Origin of the sequence: Sphingobium sp. YR768, from assembly GCF_900111125.1 — a bacterium.
Lineage (GTDB): Bacteria > Pseudomonadota > Alphaproteobacteria > Sphingomonadales > Sphingomonadaceae > Sphingobium.
Genome location: NZ_FOGE01000015.1, coordinates 60719 through 81547 on the forward strand (window position 1 = coordinate 60719; position 20829 = coordinate 81547).

24 protein-coding genes and 1 tRNA gene are annotated in these 20829 nt (G+C 65.4%); 17 read left to right on the forward strand and 8 right to left on the reverse strand.

Features of this window, described 5'->3' with window-relative positions; all coding sequences use genetic code 11:
- The first annotated feature begins 700 nt into the window (after positions 1-700).
- Positions 701-1480, forward strand: coding sequence for a transglutaminase-like domain-containing protein (locus tag BMX92_RS16620; RefSeq protein WP_093018515.1), 780 nt, complete (start codon positions 701-703; stop codon positions 1478-1480).
- Here BMX92_RS16620 and BMX92_RS16625 read toward each other — a convergent pair.
- The 3 genes from BMX92_RS16625 to BMX92_RS16635 are packed head-to-tail and all read right to left on the reverse strand — an operon-like array spanning position 1475 to position 3874.
- Positions 1475-2470, reverse strand: a complete 996-nt coding sequence (locus BMX92_RS16625; RefSeq protein WP_093018517.1) for an SMP-30/gluconolactonase/LRE family protein — start codon at positions 2468-2470, stop codon at positions 1475-1477. The genes BMX92_RS16620 and BMX92_RS16625 overlap by 6 nt on opposite strands.
- The gene (locus BMX92_RS16630) at positions 2467-3564 is read right to left on the reverse strand and encodes a Gfo/Idh/MocA family protein (protein WP_256213473.1); all 1098 of its coding nucleotides are present in this window, start codon (positions 3562-3564) and stop codon (positions 2467-2469) included. Before BMX92_RS16630 ends, BMX92_RS16625 begins: the two co-directional genes overlap by 4 nt.
- A gap of 28 nt (positions 3565-3592) precedes the next feature.
- Positions 3593-3874: a helix-turn-helix domain-containing protein gene (locus tag BMX92_RS16635; RefSeq protein WP_093018519.1), complete on the reverse strand. Its 282-nt coding sequence runs from the start codon at positions 3872-3874 to the stop codon at positions 3593-3595.
- Between the two features lie 293 nt (positions 3875-4167).
- Between BMX92_RS16635 and BMX92_RS16640 the strand changes: the two genes are divergently transcribed.
- From BMX92_RS16640 to ribH, 7 genes are all read left to right on the forward strand, one after another.
- The gene (locus BMX92_RS16640; protein ID WP_093018521.1) at positions 4168-5514 is read left to right on the forward strand and encodes a GntT/GntP/DsdX family permease; all 1347 of its coding nucleotides are present in this window, start codon (positions 4168-4170) and stop codon (positions 5512-5514) included.
- A gap of 43 nt (positions 5515-5557) precedes the next feature.
- Positions 5558-6235, forward strand: a complete 678-nt coding sequence (locus BMX92_RS16645; protein ID WP_093018523.1) for a FadR/GntR family transcriptional regulator — start codon at positions 5558-5560, stop codon at positions 6233-6235.
- A 282-nt stretch (positions 6236-6517) separates the two neighbouring features.
- Positions 6518-7042, forward strand: coding sequence for a hypothetical protein (locus tag BMX92_RS16650; RefSeq protein ID WP_093018654.1), 525 nt, complete (start codon positions 6518-6520; stop codon positions 7040-7042).
- A gap of 11 nt (positions 7043-7053) precedes the next feature.
- Positions 7054-8043: a bifunctional diaminohydroxyphosphoribosylaminopyrimidine deaminase/5-amino-6-(5-phosphoribosylamino)uracil reductase RibD gene (ribD, locus tag BMX92_RS16655; RefSeq protein ID WP_256213478.1), complete on the forward strand. Its 990-nt coding sequence runs from the start codon at positions 7054-7056 to the stop codon at positions 8041-8043.
- 130 nt (positions 8044-8173) lie between these two features.
- Entirely contained in the window at positions 8174-8785 is a 612-nt protein-coding gene (locus BMX92_RS16660; RefSeq protein ID WP_093018527.1) for a riboflavin synthase, read from the forward strand.
- A gap of 115 nt (positions 8786-8900) precedes the next feature.
- Positions 8901-10184, forward strand: a complete 1284-nt coding sequence (gene ribB, locus BMX92_RS16665; RefSeq protein WP_093018529.1) for a 3,4-dihydroxy-2-butanone-4-phosphate synthase — start codon at positions 8901-8903, stop codon at positions 10182-10184.
- Positions 10185-10195: 11 nt separating this feature from the next.
- On the forward strand, positions 10196-10618 hold the full coding sequence (gene ribH, locus BMX92_RS16670) for a 6,7-dimethyl-8-ribityllumazine synthase (protein WP_093018531.1): 423 nt from the start codon (positions 10196-10198) through the stop codon (positions 10616-10618).
- Positions 10619-10956: 338 nt separating this feature from the next.
- On the opposite strand, the gene fixJ is transcribed toward ribH, so the two are convergent.
- Genes fixJ through BMX92_RS16685 form a run of 3 tightly spaced genes read right to left on the reverse strand, consistent with a single transcriptional unit; the run spans position 10957 to position 13564 of the window.
- Positions 10957-11586, reverse strand: a complete 630-nt coding sequence (gene fixJ / locus BMX92_RS16675) for a response regulator FixJ (RefSeq protein WP_093018533.1) — start codon at positions 11584-11586, stop codon at positions 10957-10959.
- Positions 11583-12731 carry a sensor histidine kinase gene (locus tag BMX92_RS16680; RefSeq protein ID WP_093018535.1) on the reverse strand — a complete coding sequence of 383 codons (1149 nt, stop codon included), beginning with the start codon at positions 12729-12731 and terminating at the stop codon, positions 11583-11585. Before BMX92_RS16680 ends, fixJ begins: the two co-directional genes overlap by 4 nt.
- 20 nt (positions 12732-12751) lie before the next feature.
- Positions 12752-13564 carry a universal stress protein gene (locus tag BMX92_RS16685; RefSeq protein ID WP_093018537.1) on the reverse strand — a complete coding sequence of 271 codons (813 nt, stop codon included), beginning with the start codon at positions 13562-13564 and terminating at the stop codon, positions 12752-12754.
- Between the two features lie 106 nt (positions 13565-13670).
- Between BMX92_RS16685 and BMX92_RS16690 the strand changes: the two genes are divergently transcribed.
- A complete protein-coding gene (locus BMX92_RS16690; RefSeq protein ID WP_093018539.1) occupies positions 13671-14021 on the forward strand; it encodes a hypothetical protein in 351 nt (116 codons plus the stop codon).
- 65 nt (positions 14022-14086) lie between these two features.
- On the opposite strand, the gene BMX92_RS16695 is transcribed toward BMX92_RS16690, so the two are convergent.
- On the reverse strand, positions 14087-14749 hold the full coding sequence (locus tag BMX92_RS16695) for an OmpW/AlkL family protein (protein WP_093018656.1): 663 nt from the start codon (positions 14747-14749) through the stop codon (positions 14087-14089).
- Between the two features lie 133 nt (positions 14750-14882).
- On the opposite strand from BMX92_RS16695, the gene hemN reads away from it, so the two are divergent.
- The 8 genes from hemN (at position 14883) to BMX92_RS16730 (ending at position 20572) form a co-directional block, all read left to right on the forward strand.
- Entirely contained in the window at positions 14883-16190 is a 1308-nt protein-coding gene (gene hemN / locus BMX92_RS16700) for an oxygen-independent coproporphyrinogen III oxidase (RefSeq protein ID WP_093018658.1), read from the forward strand.
- Positions 16180-16410 (forward strand): hypothetical protein, encoded by a 231-nt coding sequence (locus BMX92_RS16705; RefSeq protein ID WP_093018541.1) that lies wholly within the window; start codon positions 16180-16182, stop codon positions 16408-16410. Before hemN ends, BMX92_RS16705 begins: the two co-directional genes overlap by 11 nt.
- A gap of 87 nt (positions 16411-16497) precedes the next feature.
- Positions 16498-16662, forward strand: coding sequence for a hypothetical protein (locus tag BMX92_RS27420; protein WP_177185095.1), 165 nt, complete (start codon positions 16498-16500; stop codon positions 16660-16662).
- A 70-nt stretch (positions 16663-16732) separates the two neighbouring features.
- On the forward strand, positions 16733-17326 hold the full coding sequence (locus BMX92_RS16710) for a nitroreductase family protein (RefSeq protein WP_093018543.1): 594 nt from the start codon (positions 16733-16735) through the stop codon (positions 17324-17326).
- A 91-nt stretch (positions 17327-17417) separates the two neighbouring features.
- Positions 17418-17987, forward strand: coding sequence for a PAS domain-containing protein (locus tag BMX92_RS16715; RefSeq protein ID WP_177185102.1), 570 nt, complete (start codon positions 17418-17420; stop codon positions 17985-17987).
- 4 nt (positions 17988-17991) lie between these two features.
- Positions 17992-18666: a DUF969 domain-containing protein gene (locus tag BMX92_RS16720; RefSeq protein ID WP_093018545.1), complete on the forward strand. Its 675-nt coding sequence runs from the start codon at positions 17992-17994 to the stop codon at positions 18664-18666.
- On the forward strand, positions 18663-19586 hold the full coding sequence (locus BMX92_RS16725; RefSeq protein WP_093018547.1) for a DUF979 domain-containing protein: 924 nt from the start codon (positions 18663-18665) through the stop codon (positions 19584-19586). The genes BMX92_RS16720 and BMX92_RS16725 overlap by 4 nt, the downstream gene beginning before the upstream one ends.
- Positions 19583-20572, forward strand: a complete 990-nt coding sequence (locus tag BMX92_RS16730; RefSeq protein WP_093018549.1) for a DUF2891 domain-containing protein — start codon at positions 19583-19585, stop codon at positions 20570-20572. The genes BMX92_RS16725 and BMX92_RS16730 overlap by 4 nt, the downstream gene beginning before the upstream one ends.
- A 112-nt stretch (positions 20573-20684) precedes the next feature.
- On the opposite strand, the gene BMX92_RS16735 is transcribed toward BMX92_RS16730, so the two are convergent.
- Positions 20685-20759 (reverse strand) — tRNA-Glu (locus BMX92_RS16735).
- Between the last annotated feature and the right edge of the window lie 70 nt (positions 20760-20829).

Genomic DNA, 20829 nt, shown 5'->3' on the forward strand with positions numbered 1-20829 from the left:
CCGCCTTGCGCATCACGCACCGAAAAGGCCCGCCGCGCTCCCCGCGTGACGGGCCTTTTACCGTTCGGGCGGAAGGGCGGTGGGGGTAGAGACTTTCCAATAGGATCAATGCATCGTAAGAAAAGAACAGTATTTGCGGGAAATATGTGAAGCTAACGGTGGCTCTTTGGGTTCGTCTGCGAAGTATTTCTGATAAATTGCCTCGATTGCGCACCGTCTCAACTTCACTAGAATGATGCTCATGAAGCCAATTCTTACGGTCGATGATATCTTTGATGTTCCTGCATGGGGTGGTCTGGTCGTTGTTCCTGGACCACTTGTCGCGGAAGGACCAGTACGACCAGAAGGTCCGGTTGTCCTGAAGAGGCCAGATGGTTCGACAATTGCCGCGATTCTACGGATGGGAGGAATCTCGCAATCTCCTCCGTCGATGAAGGAGCCACGCTGGGCTTGTTTGCTCAAAGGGGTCGACAAGGTTGATGTGCCGATAGGCACGAAGATAATGCCGACGGATTAAATAGAACTTTTGGTGCAAGAGGCATTTAGTTCAATACCGATGTCAGCCCAGCTTCAGGGGGCAACTCTTCCTCGCTTAACCCGCATCATATGCAATCCGCTTGCTAACCCCTTGCCACCCAACGATGCTGCCCGTTGCAGGCCGACTCGGTCCTGCCTCCTCTGACATCTGGACCCCATCGCCATGCGCGTCGCGATCGAAGCGATTCTCGACTATGATTTTGCCGAGCAGACCGACGTCCTCCTCGCGGTGGAGGCGGCCGCGCTCCCCGACCAGCGGGTGATCGAACAGTCGCACATCATCAACAATGCCGGGCCGCTCACCAACAAGGTCGGCGGCAGCGGCGTCGGCCGCCGCACCTGGACCCGCACCGGCGTCGGCCGCATGGTCAGCACCTATCGCGCCACGCTCGACGTCGAGCGCCCGAGCGTCGATATCGCCAGCCTCCACAAAAGCCCGCTCGCCAGCCTGCCCGAAGATGTGCTGCCCTTCATCTGGCCCAGCCGCTATTGCGAGGCGGACCGGTTCGTCAGCTTCGTTTGCGGCCATTTCCCCGATCTGGAAGGGGGCGCGCTGGTCCATGCGCTGGTCGAATGGGTGCACGCCAATCTCGTCTATGTTCCGGGCAGTTCCAACGTCACCACCACCGCCGCCGACACCTTCGTCGCGCAACAGGGCGTGTGCCGCGACTATGCCCATCTCACCGCCGCGCTGATCCGTTCGCGCGACATTCCCGCCCGGCTGGTGTCGGTCTATGCGCTCGATCTCGACCCGCCGGACTTCCACGCCGTGGTCGAAGTCTGGCTCGACGGCGCCTGGCACATTGTCGACGCGACCGGCCTCGCGCCGGTCGAAACCATGGTCCGTATCGCCGTCGGCCGGGACGCCACCGACATCGCCTTCATGACCGCCTTCGGCAATGCGGTCATGAACGCTCAGTCGATCACGGTAACTCGACTATAGAGACTGCAAAGCGATCACCGCCAGCCGGTCGGCGGATGTCAGGAACAGCCGCCCGCCGGCCGCATCGATGGCGCAATTGGCGATCGCCTTGCCGGTGCGGATCATCCCGAGCAACTGCCCGTCCGGCGCGCAGACATGCACGCCGCCCGGCCCGGTCGCAAACACATGCCCCCGCGCATCGACCTTGATCCCGTCGGGCAGGCCCGGCAGCCCCTGCGCCAGTTCCGCCCGCATGTCCCGGAACAGCCGCCGCTCCGTCGCCAGCCCGTCGCCATCCAGCGCATAGGTCAGCACCTCCGGCTGCCTCTCGTCCGACAGCGCCAGATAGAGGGTGCGCCCGTCCGGCGACAGGGCAACGCCATTGGGCCGCCGATGATCGCCATCCAGCAAGTTGACCGTGCCGTCGGGCGCCAAGCGGTACAGCCCGCATTGGTCCAGTTCGCGCAAGGGGGACGCATCGCCCTCCGCCAGCCCATAGGTCGGATCGGTGAAGTAGATCGCCCCGGACGCCGCGATGCACAGATCATTGGGGCTGTTGAAGCGCTTGCCCTCAAACCGGTCGGCCAGGATGCGGCGCTCCCCGCTGGCAAGGTCGATCCGCACGATCGCCCGCGTCCCGCTGTCCGCCGCGATCAGTGCGCCGTCTGCATCGATCGCCAGCCCGTTCAGCCCGGCTTCCCGTATCCCGGTGGGAACCGGCGTCTGCAAACCCGACGGAGAAAGGAAAGGCTTCGCCCCGTCCCCCGCGCGCCAGCGATACAGGATGTTGGAGGGCGGATCGTTGAAGAACAGGCAATCCTGCCGCGCCGCCCAGACCGGCCCTTCGGCCCAGCGAAAACCGCTCGCCAGAAACTCGACGCGGGCCGATGGCGCGATGATCCGGTCCAGCCCCGGATCGATCCGCATCACGCCCGCCGCGTCCGCCGCCCGTGCAACAGCCGCGATCGGCAAACAGCCAAGCCCCGCCAGCAGCGTCCGTCGCCCGATCATGCGCCCATCCGCACGCTGCGCCCTTCCGCGGCCGATCGATAGATCGCCTCGATCACCCGCAGATCGGCCAGCCCTTCCTCGCCTGGCACGATCGGCGTCGTCCCGCGCTGGATGCATTCGGCCAGATGATCGAGTTGGCCCGCAAACTGGTTCTTCGCCGGCGCGGGCAAAGTGCGTGGCGCGGTCACGCCATCCTTGCGGATCGTCATGCTCTGCCCGCTATAGGGTGTCGCCGGTTCCATATCGATCCACCCCTGCGTGCCGATCACGCGATAGCCATTATGCCCCGAACTATAGCTGGAAATGCAGTTGGCGATGATCCCCGACGGGAAGCGCAGCATGAAATTGATCCGGTCCTCCACCGTGACAAAGCGCGGATCGTTGCGGTCCGTACTCTCCACTGCGCTCACCTCCACCGGCTCCTCCCCGGTCAGGTAGCGCGCCGCGTTCAGGCTGTAGATGCCGATATCCATCAGCGATCCGCCGCCGGACAAAGGCTTGTCCAGCCGCCACTGATTGGGCTGCGCCGAAAAGCCATGCTCGGCCGTGATCAGTCGCGTCGGCCCGACATGCCCGCCCCGTGCCAACTCGATCGCCAGCCGGTTATAGGGCTCGAACCGCGATCGATATCCGATCATCAGCTTCTTGCCGGCCTTGGCGCAGGCGGCGATCATCGCCTCGCATTCCGCCGCCGACACCGCCATCGGCTTTTCGCATAGCACATGCTTGCCCGCCTGCGCGGCGCGGATCACATATTCCGCATGCAGGCTGTTGGGCAGCACGACATAGACGGCGTCGATATCGGGATTGTCGCGAATGCGATCGAAATCGGCATAGCTATAGCGGTGCGTCGCCGGGATGTCGTACTGATCGCCATATTGGGCCAGCTTGGCCGGCGTCCCGCTGACCAGCGCAACCAGTTTCGCCTGATCGCACCCCGCGAAATTGGGCATGATCTGCCGCGTCGCATAGGAACCAAGCCCCACGATCGCATAACCGATCCGGCGCGACGCCGCGAAGGCGGGGCCAGCCATGCCGGCCAGCGCCAGTCCCGCGCCGAAACCGCCCATCATTTCCCGTCTCGATCGGTCCACGCCGCCTTCTCCAACGGCTAGAGGAATGTCAGTCGGCGGCGTGGCCCAGCGTCGGGCGCATCCAGCCGAAATGCCCGGCGGCAATCGCCACCTGGGTCCGGTTGCGGACATTCAGCTTGCGCATCAGCGCGGTCATATGAACCTTCACCGTCGCCTCCGCCATGCCCAGTTCATAGGCGATCTGCTTGTTCAACAGGCCCGAATGCACGCAGCGCATGACCTTGATCTGGGTCGGCGTAAGGTGCGGGGGTTCCGGGGCGTAGCGATCCTGACGATCGGGTATATGGTGCAAATCCGTCGCGATATGCATCGATCCTCTCCCTTTTCGATCTGCCGAGGCAGCCCCATCTTGGCCGGACTGTCCTTAGATTCGTTAGCGCTAACGATAGTGGAATCAGTCAGACAGGTTCAAGCAAAAATTCGCGTGAATCGGGATTTATTCTAGTTTAACCCGAAATTCCGCGTATAAGCTGTCTAACAGATTTTCGGGATTCGCCCGTCGGATCATCGATCGAACAAAGTCAGGGAGAGGGTGGGGATGGCGTTACCATTTCGTCGATCGGCAGCATGCGGACCAGTTCTGATCCGTCAGGAGGCGCGCCGATGACGCCTGCCGACTATCGCCTGCTGATCGCCGCCATCATCGGCATTGCCCTTTCCATCGCCCTGATCATTCGCGGCCGCCTGCACCCCTTTGTCGGCTTGCTCTGCGGCGCCTTCACCGTCGGCCTGATCGCCGGCCTGCCGATGGAGGACACGGCCAAGGCGGTTGAGAAGGGCGCGGGCAGTATCCTCGGCGGCACCGGCCTCGTCGTGGCATTGGGCCTGGGCCTCGGCGCGATGCTGCAATTGTCGGACGGCGCCGGCGGCCTCGCCCGCGCGGCGTTGCGTATCTCGGGCGTAAAGGGCGCCCCTTGGGCCAGCCTGTTCACCGCCATCGTCATCGGCCTGCCGCTCTTCTTCGAAACCGGCCTCGTCCTGCTGCTGCCGATCGTTGCGTCGGCCGCCGCCGCGCTCCCTGCCGGACAGAATGGCGATACGGCAAAGCTCAAACTGATGCTGCCCGCGCTGTCGGGCCTGTCGGTGGTCCATGCGCTGGTGCCGCCGCATCCCGGCCCCTTGCTCGCGGTCAACGCGCTCGGCGCCAATCTCGGCCTCGCCCTCGTCTATGGCCTGATCGTCGGCATCCCCACCGCGATCATCGCCGGTCCCGTGCTCGCCCGCTTCACCGCCCCCGGTGTAAAGCTCAACCCGCCCTTGCTCGATCCGGTGAAGGTCGATGTCGCCACCCCTTCGGTCGGCCGCGCGCTGGCCGCCGTGCTGCTGCCGGTCGTCCTGATCGCCGCCGGACAGGCGGTGGCGCTGCTGCCACCCGCCGTCGCGCCGCATTTCCACTGGCTCGGCTGGGTCAGCGATCCCGTCGTCGCGCTGCTGATCGCGGTGCTGGTCGCGCTGCCTCTGTTGTTCGGCCGCCGCATCACCGACGCGAAGATTCAGAACGCCATCTGGTCCGAAGCGATGATCCCGGCCGGCGGCATCATCCTGGCGATCGGCGCGGGCGGCGCGCTCAAGCAGGTGCTGGTCACGGCGGGCCTCTCCGACCTGCTGGTCCGATTCGCCGCAGGCGGCGCGATTTCGCCGATCCTGCTCGCGTGGGGCGTGTCGGTCTGCATCCGCCTCGCCACCGGTTCGGCCACGGTTGCCACCATCACCACCGCGGGCGTGATGCAGGGGCTGGTCGCCGCATCGGGCGTGGAGCCCGAATGGATGGTGCTGGCGATCGGCGCGGGCTCGCTCTTCTTCTCCCACGTCAACGATCCCGGCTTCTGGCTGGTCAAATCCTATCTCGGCACGGACATGTCCGGCACGTTCAAGACCTGGTCGATCATGGAAACCGTGGTCGCGGTGGTCGGCCTGCTCCTCGTGCTTGTCGCGAGCAGCATCTTCTGACTAGGAGGCACAGAATGTTGCCCAGCGATCCACAGGTGCGCCGATGAACCAGGTCCGGCTGTCCGACCATGCCTATGCCGGCATTGTCGAGATCATCAACGACCAGGATCTGGAAGTCGGCGCCCGCCTGCCGTCGGAGGCGGCGCTGGCCGAGCGGTTCGGCGTATCCCGCGCGATCGTGCGCGAAGCGCTGGTCCGCCTCGCTTCGGACGGCATTACCGAAGCGCGCCGGGGCGCCGGCTCCTTCGTGAAGAGCCGCCCGTCGCAGCGCCTCGCCGCCTTCATGCCCGCGACCGAACTGCCCGCGACGCTGGGCAGCTATGAAGTCCGCTTCGTGCTGGAGGCGGAGGCTGCGCGCCTCGCCGCCACCCGCCGCAGCGCGCTGGAAATGGCGCATGTCGAGGAAGGGATGGAGATGCTGCGCATCGCTCTCCTGTCGAGCGAACCCGCCCACGCCGAGGATATGGAACTGCACCGCCGCATTGCCGAGGCGACCGGCAACCCGGCCTTCCTGATCGCCTTCGACGCGCTCCATGCCGATGTCGACAAGATCATGCGCGCCGGCGTCGACATCAGTCGCTCCCGCCCGCCCGAAGTGATCGCGACGATGCTGCGCGAACATCAACAGATCGTCGCCGCCATCCGCGCCCAGGACTCCGAAGGCGCCGCGCTCGCGATGCGTTGGCATTTGTGGGAAGGGCGGCGGCGGTTGATGCCTTGAAGGTACGGACGATTTTGGGTGGCTAGAGCGGGATGACTTCACATTGAATCGTCATTGCGAGCGCAGCGAAGCAATCCATGAGCGCGCCATTGGATTGGTTGGGCTTTGCTCGCCTTCGGCCCGCTGCGCTCGCAATGACGGCGTGGGTCAAGTCAATCTCATCTCACTCTAGCGGAGGGTGCAGTTTTGCTCCCCTTTCCGCAAGCGAGATCATTGCAAAAGGCTGTTGGTGCTGATTTGCTGCCGTCGCAGTGGGGGATTGGAATTTCCATGGGAAGCATCATGGAGCATTTTGCATCTGCGCCCGCCCTGTCCTATAAGGGCGGCATGGCGATCTTTCCCCGTCCCGTTTCCCCAAAAAGTGCGCTCGGCGACTTCTGGGGCTATTTCAAACAGCAGCGGCAGCATAAATGGCCGTTGCTGGGCCTGTCGATCGCCCTGACATGGGTGATTATCTGGACGTTCGTCATCGACGCGAACACCAATACGATGCCGACGCGCAACAAGATCATCTATGTGCAAAGCTGGGATGCGAACCGGTCCGACGCAGCGGTGATTTTGCAGCAGAAGATCGATTTCGCCAAGCGCGAATCGGCGCTGGTCAAGCAGCAGAAGAAGATGCAGGGCTTTGCCGACGCCTTCGGTATCGAATGGCGGGAGGAAGAAGCCCGTAACTCCGCCAAACGCAAGGAAGCGGTGAAGGCCATCGACGCGCTGCTGGACGACCGGCTGGCCAAGGCGGAAGCGGCGGAAAAGACCGCGCCCAAAACCGCTGCTGCACCGTCGGCCGGAGCCGCGCAGCCCTGAGCAAGCCGCCCCTGCCCGCAACGACCGCCGCGCAGGACCGGCGCTATATGGCCGCCGCCATCGCGCTGTCGGGGCGCGGGCGCGGCCTTTCCACCCCCAATCCCAATGTCGGCTGCCTGATCGTGAAGGACGGGCATGTCGTCGGGCGCGGCTGGACCCAGAAAGGCGGCCGCCCCCATGCCGAGGCGCAGGCGCTGGAACAGGCGATGGACCGGGCGCGCGGGGCCACCGCCTATGTGACGCTGGAACCCTGTTTTCACCTCAGCCCGCGCGGGCCGCGCTGCGCCGACCTGATGGCCCGTGCCGGCGTCGCGCGGGTGGTGATCGCGCTGCGCGATCCCGATCCGCGCACCGACGGGCAAGGCGCGGCCTGGCTGCGCGACCGGGGCATTGTCGTCGAAATGGGGCTGATGGCGCAGGAAGCGGCGGAGGCGATGGCGGGGTTCGTGCTGCGCCAGACGCTGGGGCGGCCGCATGTGACGCTGAAGCTCGGCCTCTCGCTCGACGGGCGGATCGCGCTGGCGGACGGATCCAGCCGCTGGATCACCGGGCCGGATGCCCGCGCGCATGCGCATATGGAGCGGGCGCGGCATGACGCGATATTGGTAGGCGGCGGCACGCTGCGCGCCGACGCGCCCAGGTTGGATGTGCGGCTGGCGGGGCTGGAGGATCGTTCGCCGCGCCGGTTGCTGCTGACGCGCGGGAATGCGCCCGACGGCTGGAGCCGGATCGGCGCGCCGGAAGAGATCGCGACGCTCGATCGGGTCGATCATCTGCTGGTGGAGGGCGGCGCGGAAACGGCCGCCGCTTTCCTGCGGGACGATCTGGTAGACCGGTTGATGCTCTATCGTGCACCGATCATCGTGGGCGCGGGGCTGGCGGGGATCGGCGACATTGGCCTCGCCGACCTGCCGCACGCGCATGGCCGCTGGCGCATGAGCGACGCGCGCGCTCTGGGTGTCGACCGGCTGGAGGTTTACGAGCGGACGCGGAGCGCCTAGATCAGCCCCGAACTCACCCGTTCGGGCTGAGCGAAGTCGAAGCCCATGGCTGAGCGAAGCGAAGACACCTCCCTGCGTTCGGTGCTGCCCTTCGACTTCGCTCAGGGCGAACGGAAGATTGGATTGGCACATGTTCACCGGCATCATCACCGACATCGGCACCATCCGCAGCCATGAGCAGCGCGGCGACCTGCGGCTGGTCATCGGCTGCACCTATGCAATGGATGGCGTGGCGATCGGCGCGTCGATCGCCTGTTCGGGCGCGTGCCTGACGGTGGTGGAAAAGGGCGCGGACTGGTTCGCGGTCGACCTGTCGGCGGAAACCGTCGCCCGCACCGCGCCGGGCCTGTGGGCAGAGGGTGGCCGGCTGAATCTGGAGCGCGCGCTGAAGGTCGGCGACGAACTGGGCGGGCATATCGTGACCGGCCATGTCGACGGCATCGGCCATCTGGTGTCGGCAACCCGCGAAGGCGATTCGACCCGGCTGGTCATCCGCGCGCCACAGGAACTGGCGGCGGCGCTGGCGGCCAAGGGATCGATCACGGTCGACGGCATTTCGCTGACGGTGAATGCGGTCGAGGATCAGGCCGATGGCAGCGTGCATTTCGGCCTGAACATCATTCCGCATACCGCCGCCGCGACCACGCTGGACCAGTTGGCCGAAGGTCGTGCCTTCAATCTGGAGATTGATGTGCTGGCCCGCTATCTGGACCGGATGCAGAGCCTGCGCTCCAGGGCATAATCCTGTTAGTGGCGATAGAATAACCGGGAGACGCGCTCTTATTGTGATTTCTCACTTGAAATAATCACATTGCAATGTGATATGCTGGCCACCCCGTCAAGGGAAGGAGTATATCATGTCGTCCGCGCTTCTCGATTCCGTCCGCAGCCTCGTCACCGATGGCGGCATGTCCCGATCCGGTCTGGCGCGCGCCGCCGGCCTGCACGCCAATAGCCTGCGCAAGCTGGGCGAAAGCGACTGGAACCCGACGGCGGACACGCTGGGCAAGCTGGAAGCCTATCTCTTGAAGCGCGAGGGCGGCACCGCGCTCGCCAGCCCGGAAGAAATCATCAACGAAGCCCGCAACGGCCGCATGTTCATTCTGGTCGATGACGAGGATCGCGAGAATGAGGGCGATCTGGTCATCCCCGCGCAGATGGCGACGCCCGATGCGATCAATTTCATGGCCACCCATGGCCGTGGCCTGATCTGCCTCGCCATGACGCGCCAGCGGGTCGAGCATCTGGGTCTGGACCTGATGAGCCGCAACAACGGCACCCGCCACGAAACCGCCTTCACCGTGTCGATCGAGGCGCGCGAAGGCGTGACCACCGGCATCAGCGCCGCCGACCGTGCCCGCACCGTCTCCGTCGCGATCGACGGCGCGAAGGGCAAGGCGGATATCGTCACGCCCGGCCATGTCTTCCCGCTGATCGCCAAGGATGGCGGCGTGCTGGTGCGCACCGGCCATACCGAAGCGGCGGTGGATGTCGCGCGGCTGGCTGGCCTGAACCCGTCGGGCGTCATCTGCGAAGTCATGAAGGATGACGGCACGATGGCGCGGCTCGACGACCTGATCGTCTTCGCGCAGAAGCATAAACTCAAGATCGGCACGATCCGCGACCTGATCGCCTATCGCCGCCGCCACGACCATATGGTCGAGCGCCGGTCCGAAACGACTTTCCACAGCAAGTGGGGCGGCGACTGGAAGGCGATCAGCTTCTACAACAAGGCGACGCAGAGCGAACAGCTGGTGTTGCAGAAGGGCCATGTCGTGCCCGACCAGCCGACGCTGGTGCGCATGCATCAGCTGTCGCTGCTGGACGATGTTTATGGCGCGGAAGGGCCGCGGGGCGACATGCTCGCCCGGTCGATGGACATCATCGGTCGTGAAGGCGCCGGCCTGATCGTGATCCTGACCGGCAATGAAGACGGCAATTTCGTCACCCGCTGTGTCGAAGCGCATGCGGGCAAGGCGCCTGCCGGGATGGACGAATTGCGCAATTATGGCGTCGGCGCGCAGTTGCTCGCCGAACTGGGCGTGCATGACATGATTCTGCTGTCCAACACCCAGCACAGCCTGATCGCGCTTGACGGCTATGACCTCTCCGTGGTTGGGCAGCGCCCGATCGAGCTGTAAGGAACCAAGACATGGCGAAATTCCTGATCGTCGAAGCCCGCTTCTACGACCATCTCAACGACCTGCTGATCGAAGGCGCGAAGGCCGCGCTGGACGAGGCCGGCCATAAATATGAGGTGGTTACGGTGCCGGGCGCGCTGGAAATCCCGGGCGCGGTGGCGCTGGCGGCGGAAACCGGCCGCTATGACGGCTTCGTCGCGATCGGCGTGGTGATCCGCGGCGAAACCTATCATTTCGAAGTGGTGTCGAACGAAAGCGCCCGCGGCCTGATGGCGCTGAGCATGGACGCGATCCCGATCGGCAACGGCATCCTGACCGTCGAGAATGAAGAACAGGCGCTGGTCCGCGCCCGCCCCGACCAGAAGGACAAGGGCGGCGAAGCGGCCAAGGCGGCGATCGCCATGCTGGGCTTGCGGGAACGCTTTGGCGCCTGATTGAGGCGCGACTTGTGAATGGAAAGGGGCGGTACCCGAACGGACCGCCCTTTTTTGTATCTGCGCGACTTGTCCGAAAGGTCGCTTGGTGACGAGGACGTACAGGGGTAGCTGGTTGGCTTGACACATGCCGGTTGAGCGTGCGGCAGTGGACGCTGAACGATGCGCGCCTGATGCAGGCGCTATCGCCATCGGGATATGGCCTGGCCTAACCGCTATGACCCGCGCATCTCCCTCAAAAGCCAACAAGGGCACCCGTCTACAGCAATCCGGCCTTGGTCCGGTACCTTCGCAACCGTCTCGCCTGCGGGAGCGGGAACAGGATCCGCTTATGTGCTCTACCCGCCTGTCGCCTCCGCGCCATCCCCGGCGTGGAAGGCAATCCGCAGCGCTTCGGCCAGGCTCTTCACTTCCAGCTTCTGCATCAGGTTGGCGCGGTGGATTTCCACTGTGCGGGGGCTGATGCCCAGGTCATAGGCGATGCTCTTATTGGGTAGCCCCTCGACGAGGCCATCCAGTACGTCGCGTTCCCGGTCGGTCAGGACGTTAAGGCGCGCCTGTGCTTCCTGCGCGCGGGCGCTTGCCCCGCGTGCGGCCACCGATTGTTTGCGGGCCGCCTCGATACAGGCGAGCAGCGATTGCTTGTCGAACGGCTTTTCGATGAAATCGCTGGCTCCGGCCTTCATCGCCGCGACCGCCATGTCGACGTCGCCATGGCCGGTCATGATCACGACCGGCAGCATCACGCCGCGCGCGCGCAATTCGCGCTGCACCTCCAGCCCGTCCATGTCGGGCATGCGCACGTCCAGCAGCACGCAGCCCTGCGGCAGGTCGGCGGCCTCCTTCAGGAAGGGCAGGCCGCCGTCGAACAGGGTGACGGCAAAGCCGCTGGTCTTGAGCAGGAAGGACAGGGACCGGCGGATCGCCTCGTCATCGTCCACGACATAAATGGGATAGGTGTCGCTCATTCTTCGTCCGCGCGGTCCAGGGTGAAATGAAAGGCGGTCCCGCCCCAGGGGGAGGGGGTCGCCCAGATGCGGCCGCCATGGCCTTCGACTATGGTCTGGCTGATCGACAGGCCCACGCCCATGCCGGTCGCCTTGCTGGTGGTGAAGGGGGTGAAGAGCGTGCGCGACATGTCGGGGCTGAGACCCGGCCCGGAATCGGCGACCACCACCTCCACCTTGCCATCCTCCACCGGTATGGCCGTCAGGCGCAGGATGCGGACCGGGCGGCCCTCCATCGCTTCGACCGCATTCCTGACGAGGTTGATGATGACCTGCTGCAACTGCACCCGGTTGACCAGCACATGGTCGACGGCGCGGTCGACCTGCACGTCCATGTCGATGCCGCGGCTGTCGGTGCCGATGAAGGCCAGTGCCGCCCCTTCCGCCAGCAGCGCGCGCATCGGTTCGGGCTGGCGCACGGTTTCGCCGCGCTTGATGAACTCGCGCAGCGACCGGATGATCTCGCCCGCGCGCAGCGCCTGTTTTGCGCTTTCATCCATCGCCTCGCCCAGCATCTCGCGGTCGACCTCGCCCGGCATGGCGAGCAGGTCGCGCCCTGCCTCCATATAATTGGCGATCGCGGTCAGCGGCTGGTTCAGTTCATGCGCCAGCGCGGACGCCAGCGTGCCCATCGCCGTCACCCGGCTGGCATGGGCGAGCTCGGATTGCAGGTCGGCGACCCGCCGTTCGGCCTGTTGCCGCTCGGTAAGGTCGCGGATGAAGCCGGTGAACAGCCGCTGCCCCTGATCCTGCACTTCGCCCACCGACAATTCGATCGGAAAGGTGGAACCGTCCCGCCGCCGCGCGCTGGTGAGGCGACCGACGCCGATGATCCGCTTTTCGCCGGTGGTGCGATAATGCTCGATATAGCCGTCATGCCGTTCCCGGTCGGGGGAGGGCATCAGCATCGAGATATTCTCGCCCAGCACGTCGCTTTCGGCATATTGGAACATGCGCTGTGCCGCCGCGCTGAACGACACGATCCGCCCGCGCAGGTCGATCACGATCAGCGCATCGGGCACCGTCGCTAGGATCGATCCCAGCAGCGCCTGTTCCAGACTATGCGCATTCGTAAGTGCGTCGCTGTCATCATCCGCTACCGCCATGCGCCTTCCATGCCGTCCTTTCAGTGCGCCAGCAAGAGCGGCACGGGCGCGGTGCGCAGCAGCGAGCGAGTGACGCCACCGAAGATCAGTTCGCGCCAGCGGCCATGGCCAAAGGCGCCCATCACGACCCAGTCGGCACCCAAGGTGGCGATCGCTTCCCGCAGGGCGATATCGGTCGTCCGGTCGGCGCGCGGCCAACTGTGCAATTGCGCCTTTATGCCATGGCGGGCCAGATATTCCGGCGCATCGATCGCAGGAAAGGGCGTGTCGCGATCCTCCACGGTCACGATGTCGACCGCCTCCGCCAGCTTGAGCAGCGGCACTGCTGCGCGCAGCGCGGCCCCGGCGGGATGCGATCCGTCCCACGCCACCAGCGCGCGGCCGGTGACGGCAAAGCCCTTCGCCTCCAGCGGCACGGCCAGCACCGGCGTCCGTCCGCCCAGCGCCAGATCGGCGGCGATTGGCAGGGGGGATTGCAGGCTGCTCCGCCCGCCTTCGGGCAGGCTGGCGACGATCAGGTCCGCCAATTTCGCCGCATCGAGCAGGCCGGGCAGGCTGTCGCCCTCCATCTGGCGCCAGTCCCAGGCGACGTCCTCCTGCACGAAGCGCGCCTCGATCCGGGTGCGGAAGGCCTGATCTATCGCATGGAGTTCCGCCGCGATCACCGGGGAATAGCCCATGCCATCCTGCGCCCCTGCCGCCATCAGTTCGGGCATGGGCGTCACCTGGACGCACTGGACATGGGCGCTACAGGCGCGGGCCAGATCGCAGGCGGCCTGCAACCGGCTTTCGGCGCCCAGATCGTCATGGATATGCAGCAGGATCGTCTTCATGACATGTCTCCATCCGTTCCTGACCGGATTAGGCCTGCCCCCGTAGGACCACCATCAGGGATAGTCCTTATAGCATTTTCGGGCTTGAAACGGGATTCAAACCGGCATGACGTGGACCACGATACGCCTCGAACTCGGCCGCACGCCGGCCTTTCCCAACGGGTCCGCTGCGCGCAGCTATGTGATGCGGCTGCCGCTGGGTGCGGACGGCCAGATCGACGAGCAGGAATATGGCCACAATCCCGAATATGCGACCGTGCGCCGTTTCTGGCCCAATGAGCCGGACCGGCACGGCCATCTGCTGCGCACGGCCGAGGGGTGGGCGCTGTCCTATGCGCCGGAAGACGCCCCGCTGTCGCTGGAAGCCGCGATGATCCGGTCGGGCAGTCATATGACGCTGACCGAACCGGGTGGTCTGCGCCTGCCCTTCGAGGTGAAGGCGCTGGGTTCGATCTGAAGCCATTTTTCCGTCATCACGAAAGACAGCGGCGGCATCCCGGCCGGAATGCCGCCGCTCTGGCGTCACAGCTTGAAGCCGACGCCCACGCCGAAGACGAACGGGTCGAGATGGACGCGCACCTTCTGCACCCCGGCCGCCGTGGTCGACAGGCGCGTGGTCGTGTCCATGTCGATATATTTGACGTCGAGATTGAGGAACATCCGGTCATTGAGTTGGATGTCGACGCCTGCCTGCCCGGCCACGCCGAAGCTGTCGGACATATGCACTTTCGTATCGCCCACCGCGCCTTCCAGCGCGCTCGACGCCTTCTCATTATAGAAGATGGTGTAGTTCACACCTGCGCCGACATAGGGGCGGATCTTGCCTTCGGGCAGGAAATGATATTGCGCCGTCAGCGTCGGCGGCAGCACCCAGGTCGATGCCAGCTTGCCCAGCGATCCGGTCGTGCCGGTGCGGCCGCTGGCGGAATGTTTCGTGGTGGCCGCGATCAGTTCGAAGCCGATATGGTCGGTCGCCATATAGGTGAAGTCGATTTCCGGCGTCACCGCATTGTCGACGCTGACCTTCTCGCCGGGAAAGCCGGGCAGGACGCTGCTGCTCTTCTCATTGGGCGCGACCATGATGCCGCGCAGACGGATCAGTACGTCGCCCTGTCTGGCCTGTGCCGGGGTGGCCAGTGCGCCCGCGATTGCGGCGGCGCCCAGCATTATGCCCTTGATATGCATGAGGGGGGTCTCCTTCCCTTGGTTGATGACCCGCCTTTGCGCCCGGCCGCGCGTGTCGGCATTGATCGAGCGCAAGCCGCAATTTGACATGGCGCAATGCAGGGGGAGGGCCGGTTATGCGATGCCGCTCTGCATGTGGACCTATCATCCCGACCTGCTGGCCCGGCCGGTGCCGCGCTACACCAGCTATCCCACCGCCGCGCAGTTCGGCGACGCCGTCGGCGCGGCCGATCTTGCCAGTCGGCTCGATGCGGTGGTGGAGGACACGGCGCTGTCGCTCTATGTCCACATTCCCTATTGCCATGACATATGCTGGTATTGCGGTTGCAACACCGGGGCCGCCAACAAGGCGCAGCGCCTGAGCGCCTATGTCGACGCGCTGGAGCGGGAAATTGCGATGGTCGCCGCGCGGCTGGGCGGGCGCGGGCGGGTGGGGCGCATCGCCTTTGGCGGGGGCAGCCCCAATTCCCTGCCGCTGGTCGATTTCATCCGGCTGCTCCAGCATATCACCCTGTGTTTCGAGGCGCATGACGCGCAGATTTCGGTCGAACTGGACCCCCGCCAACTGGACGCCCGGTGGATCGAGGCGATGGCGGTGATGGGGGTGGATCGGGTCAATCTGGGCGTGCAGACCTTCACGCCGCATGTGCAGGCGCGGATCGGGCGCATCCAGCCGCTCGACATGGTGGAGCGGGCGGTCGAGGGCTTCGCCCGGGCTGGTGTCGCCACCGGGTTCGACCTGATGTACGGATTGCCCGGCCAGACGATGGACGATCTGGCGGCCACGCTGGACGCCAGCAGCGCCATGGCGCCTGCGCGCATCGCCTTGTTCGGCTATGCGCATATGCCGCGACTGCTGCCGCGTCAGCGCCGGATCGATGCGCAGGATTTGCCTGATGTCGCAACGCGGTTCGCGATGGCGGATGCCGGGCATCGGCAACTGACGGCGGCAGGCTGGCAGCCGGTGGGGTTCGATCATTTCGCGCGGCCGGATGACGGGCTGGCTATCGCCGTGCGGCAGGGGCGGTTGCGGCGCAATTTTCAGGGCTTTACCGACGATCCGGCCGATGTGCTGCTAGGCTTCGGGGCAAGCGCGATCAGCCAGTTTCCCGATCTGATCGTCCAGAATGAGAAGCGCGCGGGGCCATGGCGCGAACGGATCGAGGCGGGGGCACTGACCGCATCGCGCGGCACGCTGCGCAGCGCGGACGATCGTCGGCGCGGCCGGGTGATCGAAGCGCTGTTGTGTCGGGGCGAGGCGCAGGTGGGGGAAGGGCTGGCGATGCCGGACCTGCGCATGTTCGAGCAACTGGGGCTGGTGCATGTCACTGCCGGGCGGCTGGCGCTGACGCCGCAGGCTCTGCCCTATGCCCGCAGCATCGCCGCCTGTTTCGACGCCTATCTCCAGCCGGTCGAGCAGCGGTTCAGCCATGCGGTGTAGCGGCCTGTTGCTGGCGGCGCTGGTCGCCACGACCATCGCGCCGCGTCCCGCCGCATCCGGCGCCATGGTGGCGGGCTTTTGCGGGCAGGCCCCGCCGGGCTGGAAACCGCCCTGGCAGCGCAAGCCGGCTGCGCCGTCGGCGCCCGATACCACCTGTCACCTGATGCTGTGCGATCGGCGCAAGGCGGGCGGCAAAGCCGGAGCGGAAAGTCCGGCATAGCTTTTCTGTCCCGCGCGCCAGCATTGCTTGCGCGCCGATTCTCTATAGCATCGGTAGATAAGCCGTGCGATTCGGTCGGGAGGATATATGCAGGACGATCAGATGCAGGATCAGGACGGGCTTTTCGCCCGCTGGCGCACGCGCCTGTCGCAGGCCCTGTTGCGTGAGCCTGCCGTCATCCTGCTGGAACGGGATGCGGACGCGCTGGAGCAGGAGGCGGGCCTTTCTGCCCTTTGCGAAGCGGCGCACTGACCCCCTTCGCATTTGATGCAGGCGCCCCTACATGGTGGCGGACCCTCATCGCATATTTGCAGGAGATAGAATGGCTACCAATCCCCGCGCGGTAACCCGTGCCGTCGATACGCTTTTTCTCGATCGCTGGTCGCCCCGCGCATTCGATTCCTCCGCCATTCCGCAGGATGATCTGGACACGATTTTCGATGGTGCGCGCTGGGCGCCGTCCGCCTTCAACTATCAGCCCTGGCGCTTCCTCTATGCGCATCGCGATGGCGCCGACTGGCAGCGTTTCCTGGACGTCCTGCTGCCTTTCAACCAGAGCTGGGTGCAGAATGCCGGCGCCATCGTCTTCGTCCTGTCCGACACGCTGATGGCGGCGCCGGGCTCCGAAGACTATAAGCCGTCCTACAGCCACAGCTTCGATGCCGGCGCCGCCTGGGCGCTGCTGGCGTTGCAAGCGACGCGGCTGGGCTACCACACCCATGGCATGACCGGGGTGGATTTCGACAAGGCGCGCGCCGAACTGGGCGTGCCCGATCGTTTCCGTATCGAAGCCGCCATCGCCATCGGCAAGCAGGGCGACAAGGCCGTGCTGCCCGAAGCGCTGCAGGCGCGCGAAGCGCCCAGCGATCGCAAGCCGATCGAGAGCTTCGCTTTCGAAGGGAATTTCCCCGCCTGATCCAGCCGCTTGCGGCTGGCGTCCAGATTGGGCAACATGGCTGAAGGGCGCCGCATTGGTGGCGCCCTTTTCGTCATCTGGTGCCCTGTCCATGTCTCTGCCCGAAATGATCGCCGAAAGTGCCGTGGCGGCGGTCATCACCAATCCGCGCCTGCCGGACAATCCGATCGTCGAATGCAACGATGCCTTCACCGCGCTGACCGGATTCCAGCGGGACGAGATTGTCGGGCGCAACTGCCGCTTTCTGGCAGGGGACGATCCGCCGGGGCCGCAGGTGGAGATTATCCGTGCGGCGCTGCGCGATCGTCGGCCGATATTGGTGGAACTGCGCAATTATCGCAAGGATGGCACGCCCTTTCGCAATGCGGTGATGATCGCGCCGATCTTTGGCGCGGACGGAACGCTGGATTATTTCCTGGGATCGCAGATGGCGGTCGAAGGCGACCGGGGAGATGATGCGCGGGCCCGGATCGCGACCCTGACCGATCGGCAACGCACCGTATTGGTCGCCATGACGGCCGGCCGGCTGAACAAGCAGATCGCCTTTGATCTTGGCCTGACGGAACGCACCGTGAAGATGCACCGCGCCGCGATGCTGCGCGCGCTGGATGTGCGGACGGCGGCCGAAGCGATCCGGCTGGCGATCGAGGCGGGGCTGTAGCGGCATGGTGCTGCTGGGCATCGCGATCATCGTGGCGGGATTCCTGCTGCGCTTTCATCCCTTGCTGGTCATCCTCGCGTCGGCGATCGTCACCGGCCTTGCCGCCGGGCTGGACCCGCTGGCGATCATCGCCGCGCTGGGCAAGGCCTTCAACGAGGCGCGCTATGTCAGCATCATCTGGATCGTGCTGCCGGTCGTGGGCCTGCTGGAGGCGAACGGGCTTCAGGAGCGGGCACGGGGCCTGATCGGCCGGATGCATGGGGCGACCGTCGGCCGCTTCCTCACCGGCTATCTGCTGCTGCGACAGGCGCTGGCGGCGGTGGGGCTGACATCGGTGGCGGGCCATCCACAGACGGTGCGCCCGCTGGTCGCGCCGATCGCCGAAGCGGCCGCTGAGGCGCAGGCCGGGGAATTGAGCGAGGGCGATCGCGAAGAAATCAAAGCCTGGGCCGCAGCGACCGACAATATCGGGCTGTTCTTTGGCGAGGATATCTTTCTGGCGATCGGATCGATCCTTCTGATCAAGGGGCTGCTGGAGCAATATGACATCGTGCTGGAGCCGCTCCAGCTATCGGTCTGGGCGATCCCGACCGCGATCGCGGCCTTCCTGATCCACGGTTTCCGGCTCTGGCGGCTCGACAGGCGGCTGAAGCGGGGCCGGGGAGCCAGGGCAGCATGATCACGCTCCACTGGGTCTATGCCATCGCCGGGGCTATCTTTGCCGCCTATGCGCTGCTCGGCGCGCGCGAACGGCCGGTCAACGCCGCCTTCTGGGCGTTGCTGGCGCTCAGCATGTGGGCGGGCGACCGGCTTGGCGATCTGGGCAACGGTATCTTGGTGCTGGGGCTGGTGGCTCTGGGCGTGCTGGGGCGACTGGGGCGCAGCGATGGCGCGGTGCCGTTGGAGGTGCGTCAAGCACGGGCAGCGAAATTCGGCAATCGGCTGTTCGTCATCGCGCTGATCATCCCCGCTACGGCGCTGCTTGGCACGATCCTGTTCAAGCAGGCGCCCGACTGGTTCGACGGGAAACAGGCGACGCTGATCGCGCTGGCGCTGGGCGTGCTGATCGCCATGGTCACGGGATGCCTGTGGTTGCGCGCCGGGCCGATGGTGCCGCTGGAACAGGGGCGGCGCCTGATGGACAGTGTCGGCTGGGCGGCGATCCTGCCGCAGATGCTGGCCAGCCTGGGCGCTGTCTTCGCTCTGGCGGGCGTCGGCGATGTCGTGGGCGGCATCGTGCAACAGGCGATCCCGCAGGGCAGCCTGCTGGGCGCGGTGATCGCCTATGGGCTGGGCATGGCGCTCTTCACCATGATCATGGGCAATGCCTTCGCCGCCTTTCCGGTGATGACGGCGGCGATCGGCATTCCGCTGTTGATCCACACCTATCATGGCGATCCCGCCGTGGTCTGCGCGATCGGGATGCTGGCGGGCTTTTGCGGCACATTGCTGACGCCCATGGCCGCCAATTTCAACCTCGTCCCCGCCGCCCTGCTGGAACTGAAAGACGAGCATGGCGTCATCAAGCGGCAGGTCGGCACCGCCGTTCCGTTGCTGATCGTCAACATCCTCCTGATCTACTGGCTGGCTTTCCCATGACCCTTTTGACCCAAGATATTGCCGGCCGTTTTGCGGTGCTCACTTTGTCGCATCTCGGGCGGCGCTACCCCTATAAGATGGATCTGGTCTGGGCCGGGCCGCAGGATGCGCGGGAACCGGCCGAACATCACCCCATCTTCCATGGCAGTTTCGACTGGCATAGCTGCGTCCATGGCTGGTGGCAGGTGATGCGGTTGATGCGGCTTTATCCCGACATGGAGATTGCCGCTGAAATCCGCGCGTGGGCGGACGCGATGCTGGTGCCGGACAAGGTGGCGGGCGAACTGGCCTATCTTAACCGGCCGCTCAGCGCGGGGTTTGAGCGGCCCTATGGCTGGGCTTGGCTGCTGGCGCTGCATCAGGAACTGGTGCTGCATGACGCACCCTGGGCGCAGGCGATCGCGCCGCTGGCCGACGCCTTTGCCGCGCGCTTCCATGCCTTCCTGCCCAAGCTGACCTATCCGCTGCGGGTCGGCACCCATTTCAACATCGCCTTCGCGCTGACGCTGGCGCTGGGCTGGGCGCAGACGCGTGATCCCGCATTGGTGACGCTGATTCGCGATCGGGCGATCGGCTGGTTCGGGCAGGACAAGGGCTGTCAGGCGTGGGAGCCGGGTGGGGACGAATTCCTGTCCTCCGCGCTCACCGAAGCGCTGTTGATGAGCCGCCTGCTGTCCGGCGCGGATTTCGCCATCTGGTTCCATGATTTCCTGCCGCATCTGGGGGAAGGAACACCGAGGACCCTGTTCACCCCGGCCATCGTGTCCGATCGCGGCGACGGCAAGATCGCGCATCTCGACGGGCTGAACCTCAGCCGCGCCTGGTGCTGGCGCGGGATCGCGGCGGCGCTGGGGGTGGATGATCCGGTCAGCGCTTTGGCGCAGGATGCCGCGCGCGTGCATATCGACGCCAGCCTGCCGCATGTCGCAGGCGACTATATGGGCGAACATTGGCTCGCCACCTTCGCGCTGCTGGCGCTGGAATAGGGAGGCGTAGACTTACGTCTGGAAGCAGGCTTGTCGATGGGGAGAAAGGCGTTCCCCATCTGTTGGGGGAACCGATACTCAATTTCACCAAAACCCTGCATTCACAAGGTGATGGTGACCCCTACGGGAATCGAACCCGTGTTTCAGCCGTGAAAGGGCCGCGTCCTAACCGCTAGACGAAGGGGCCGTTCGTTGTCGCCGCCGTGGCAGCGCTGCGAAGCGAGGGCGCAATTAGGCGGGGACGGGGAAACGGTCAA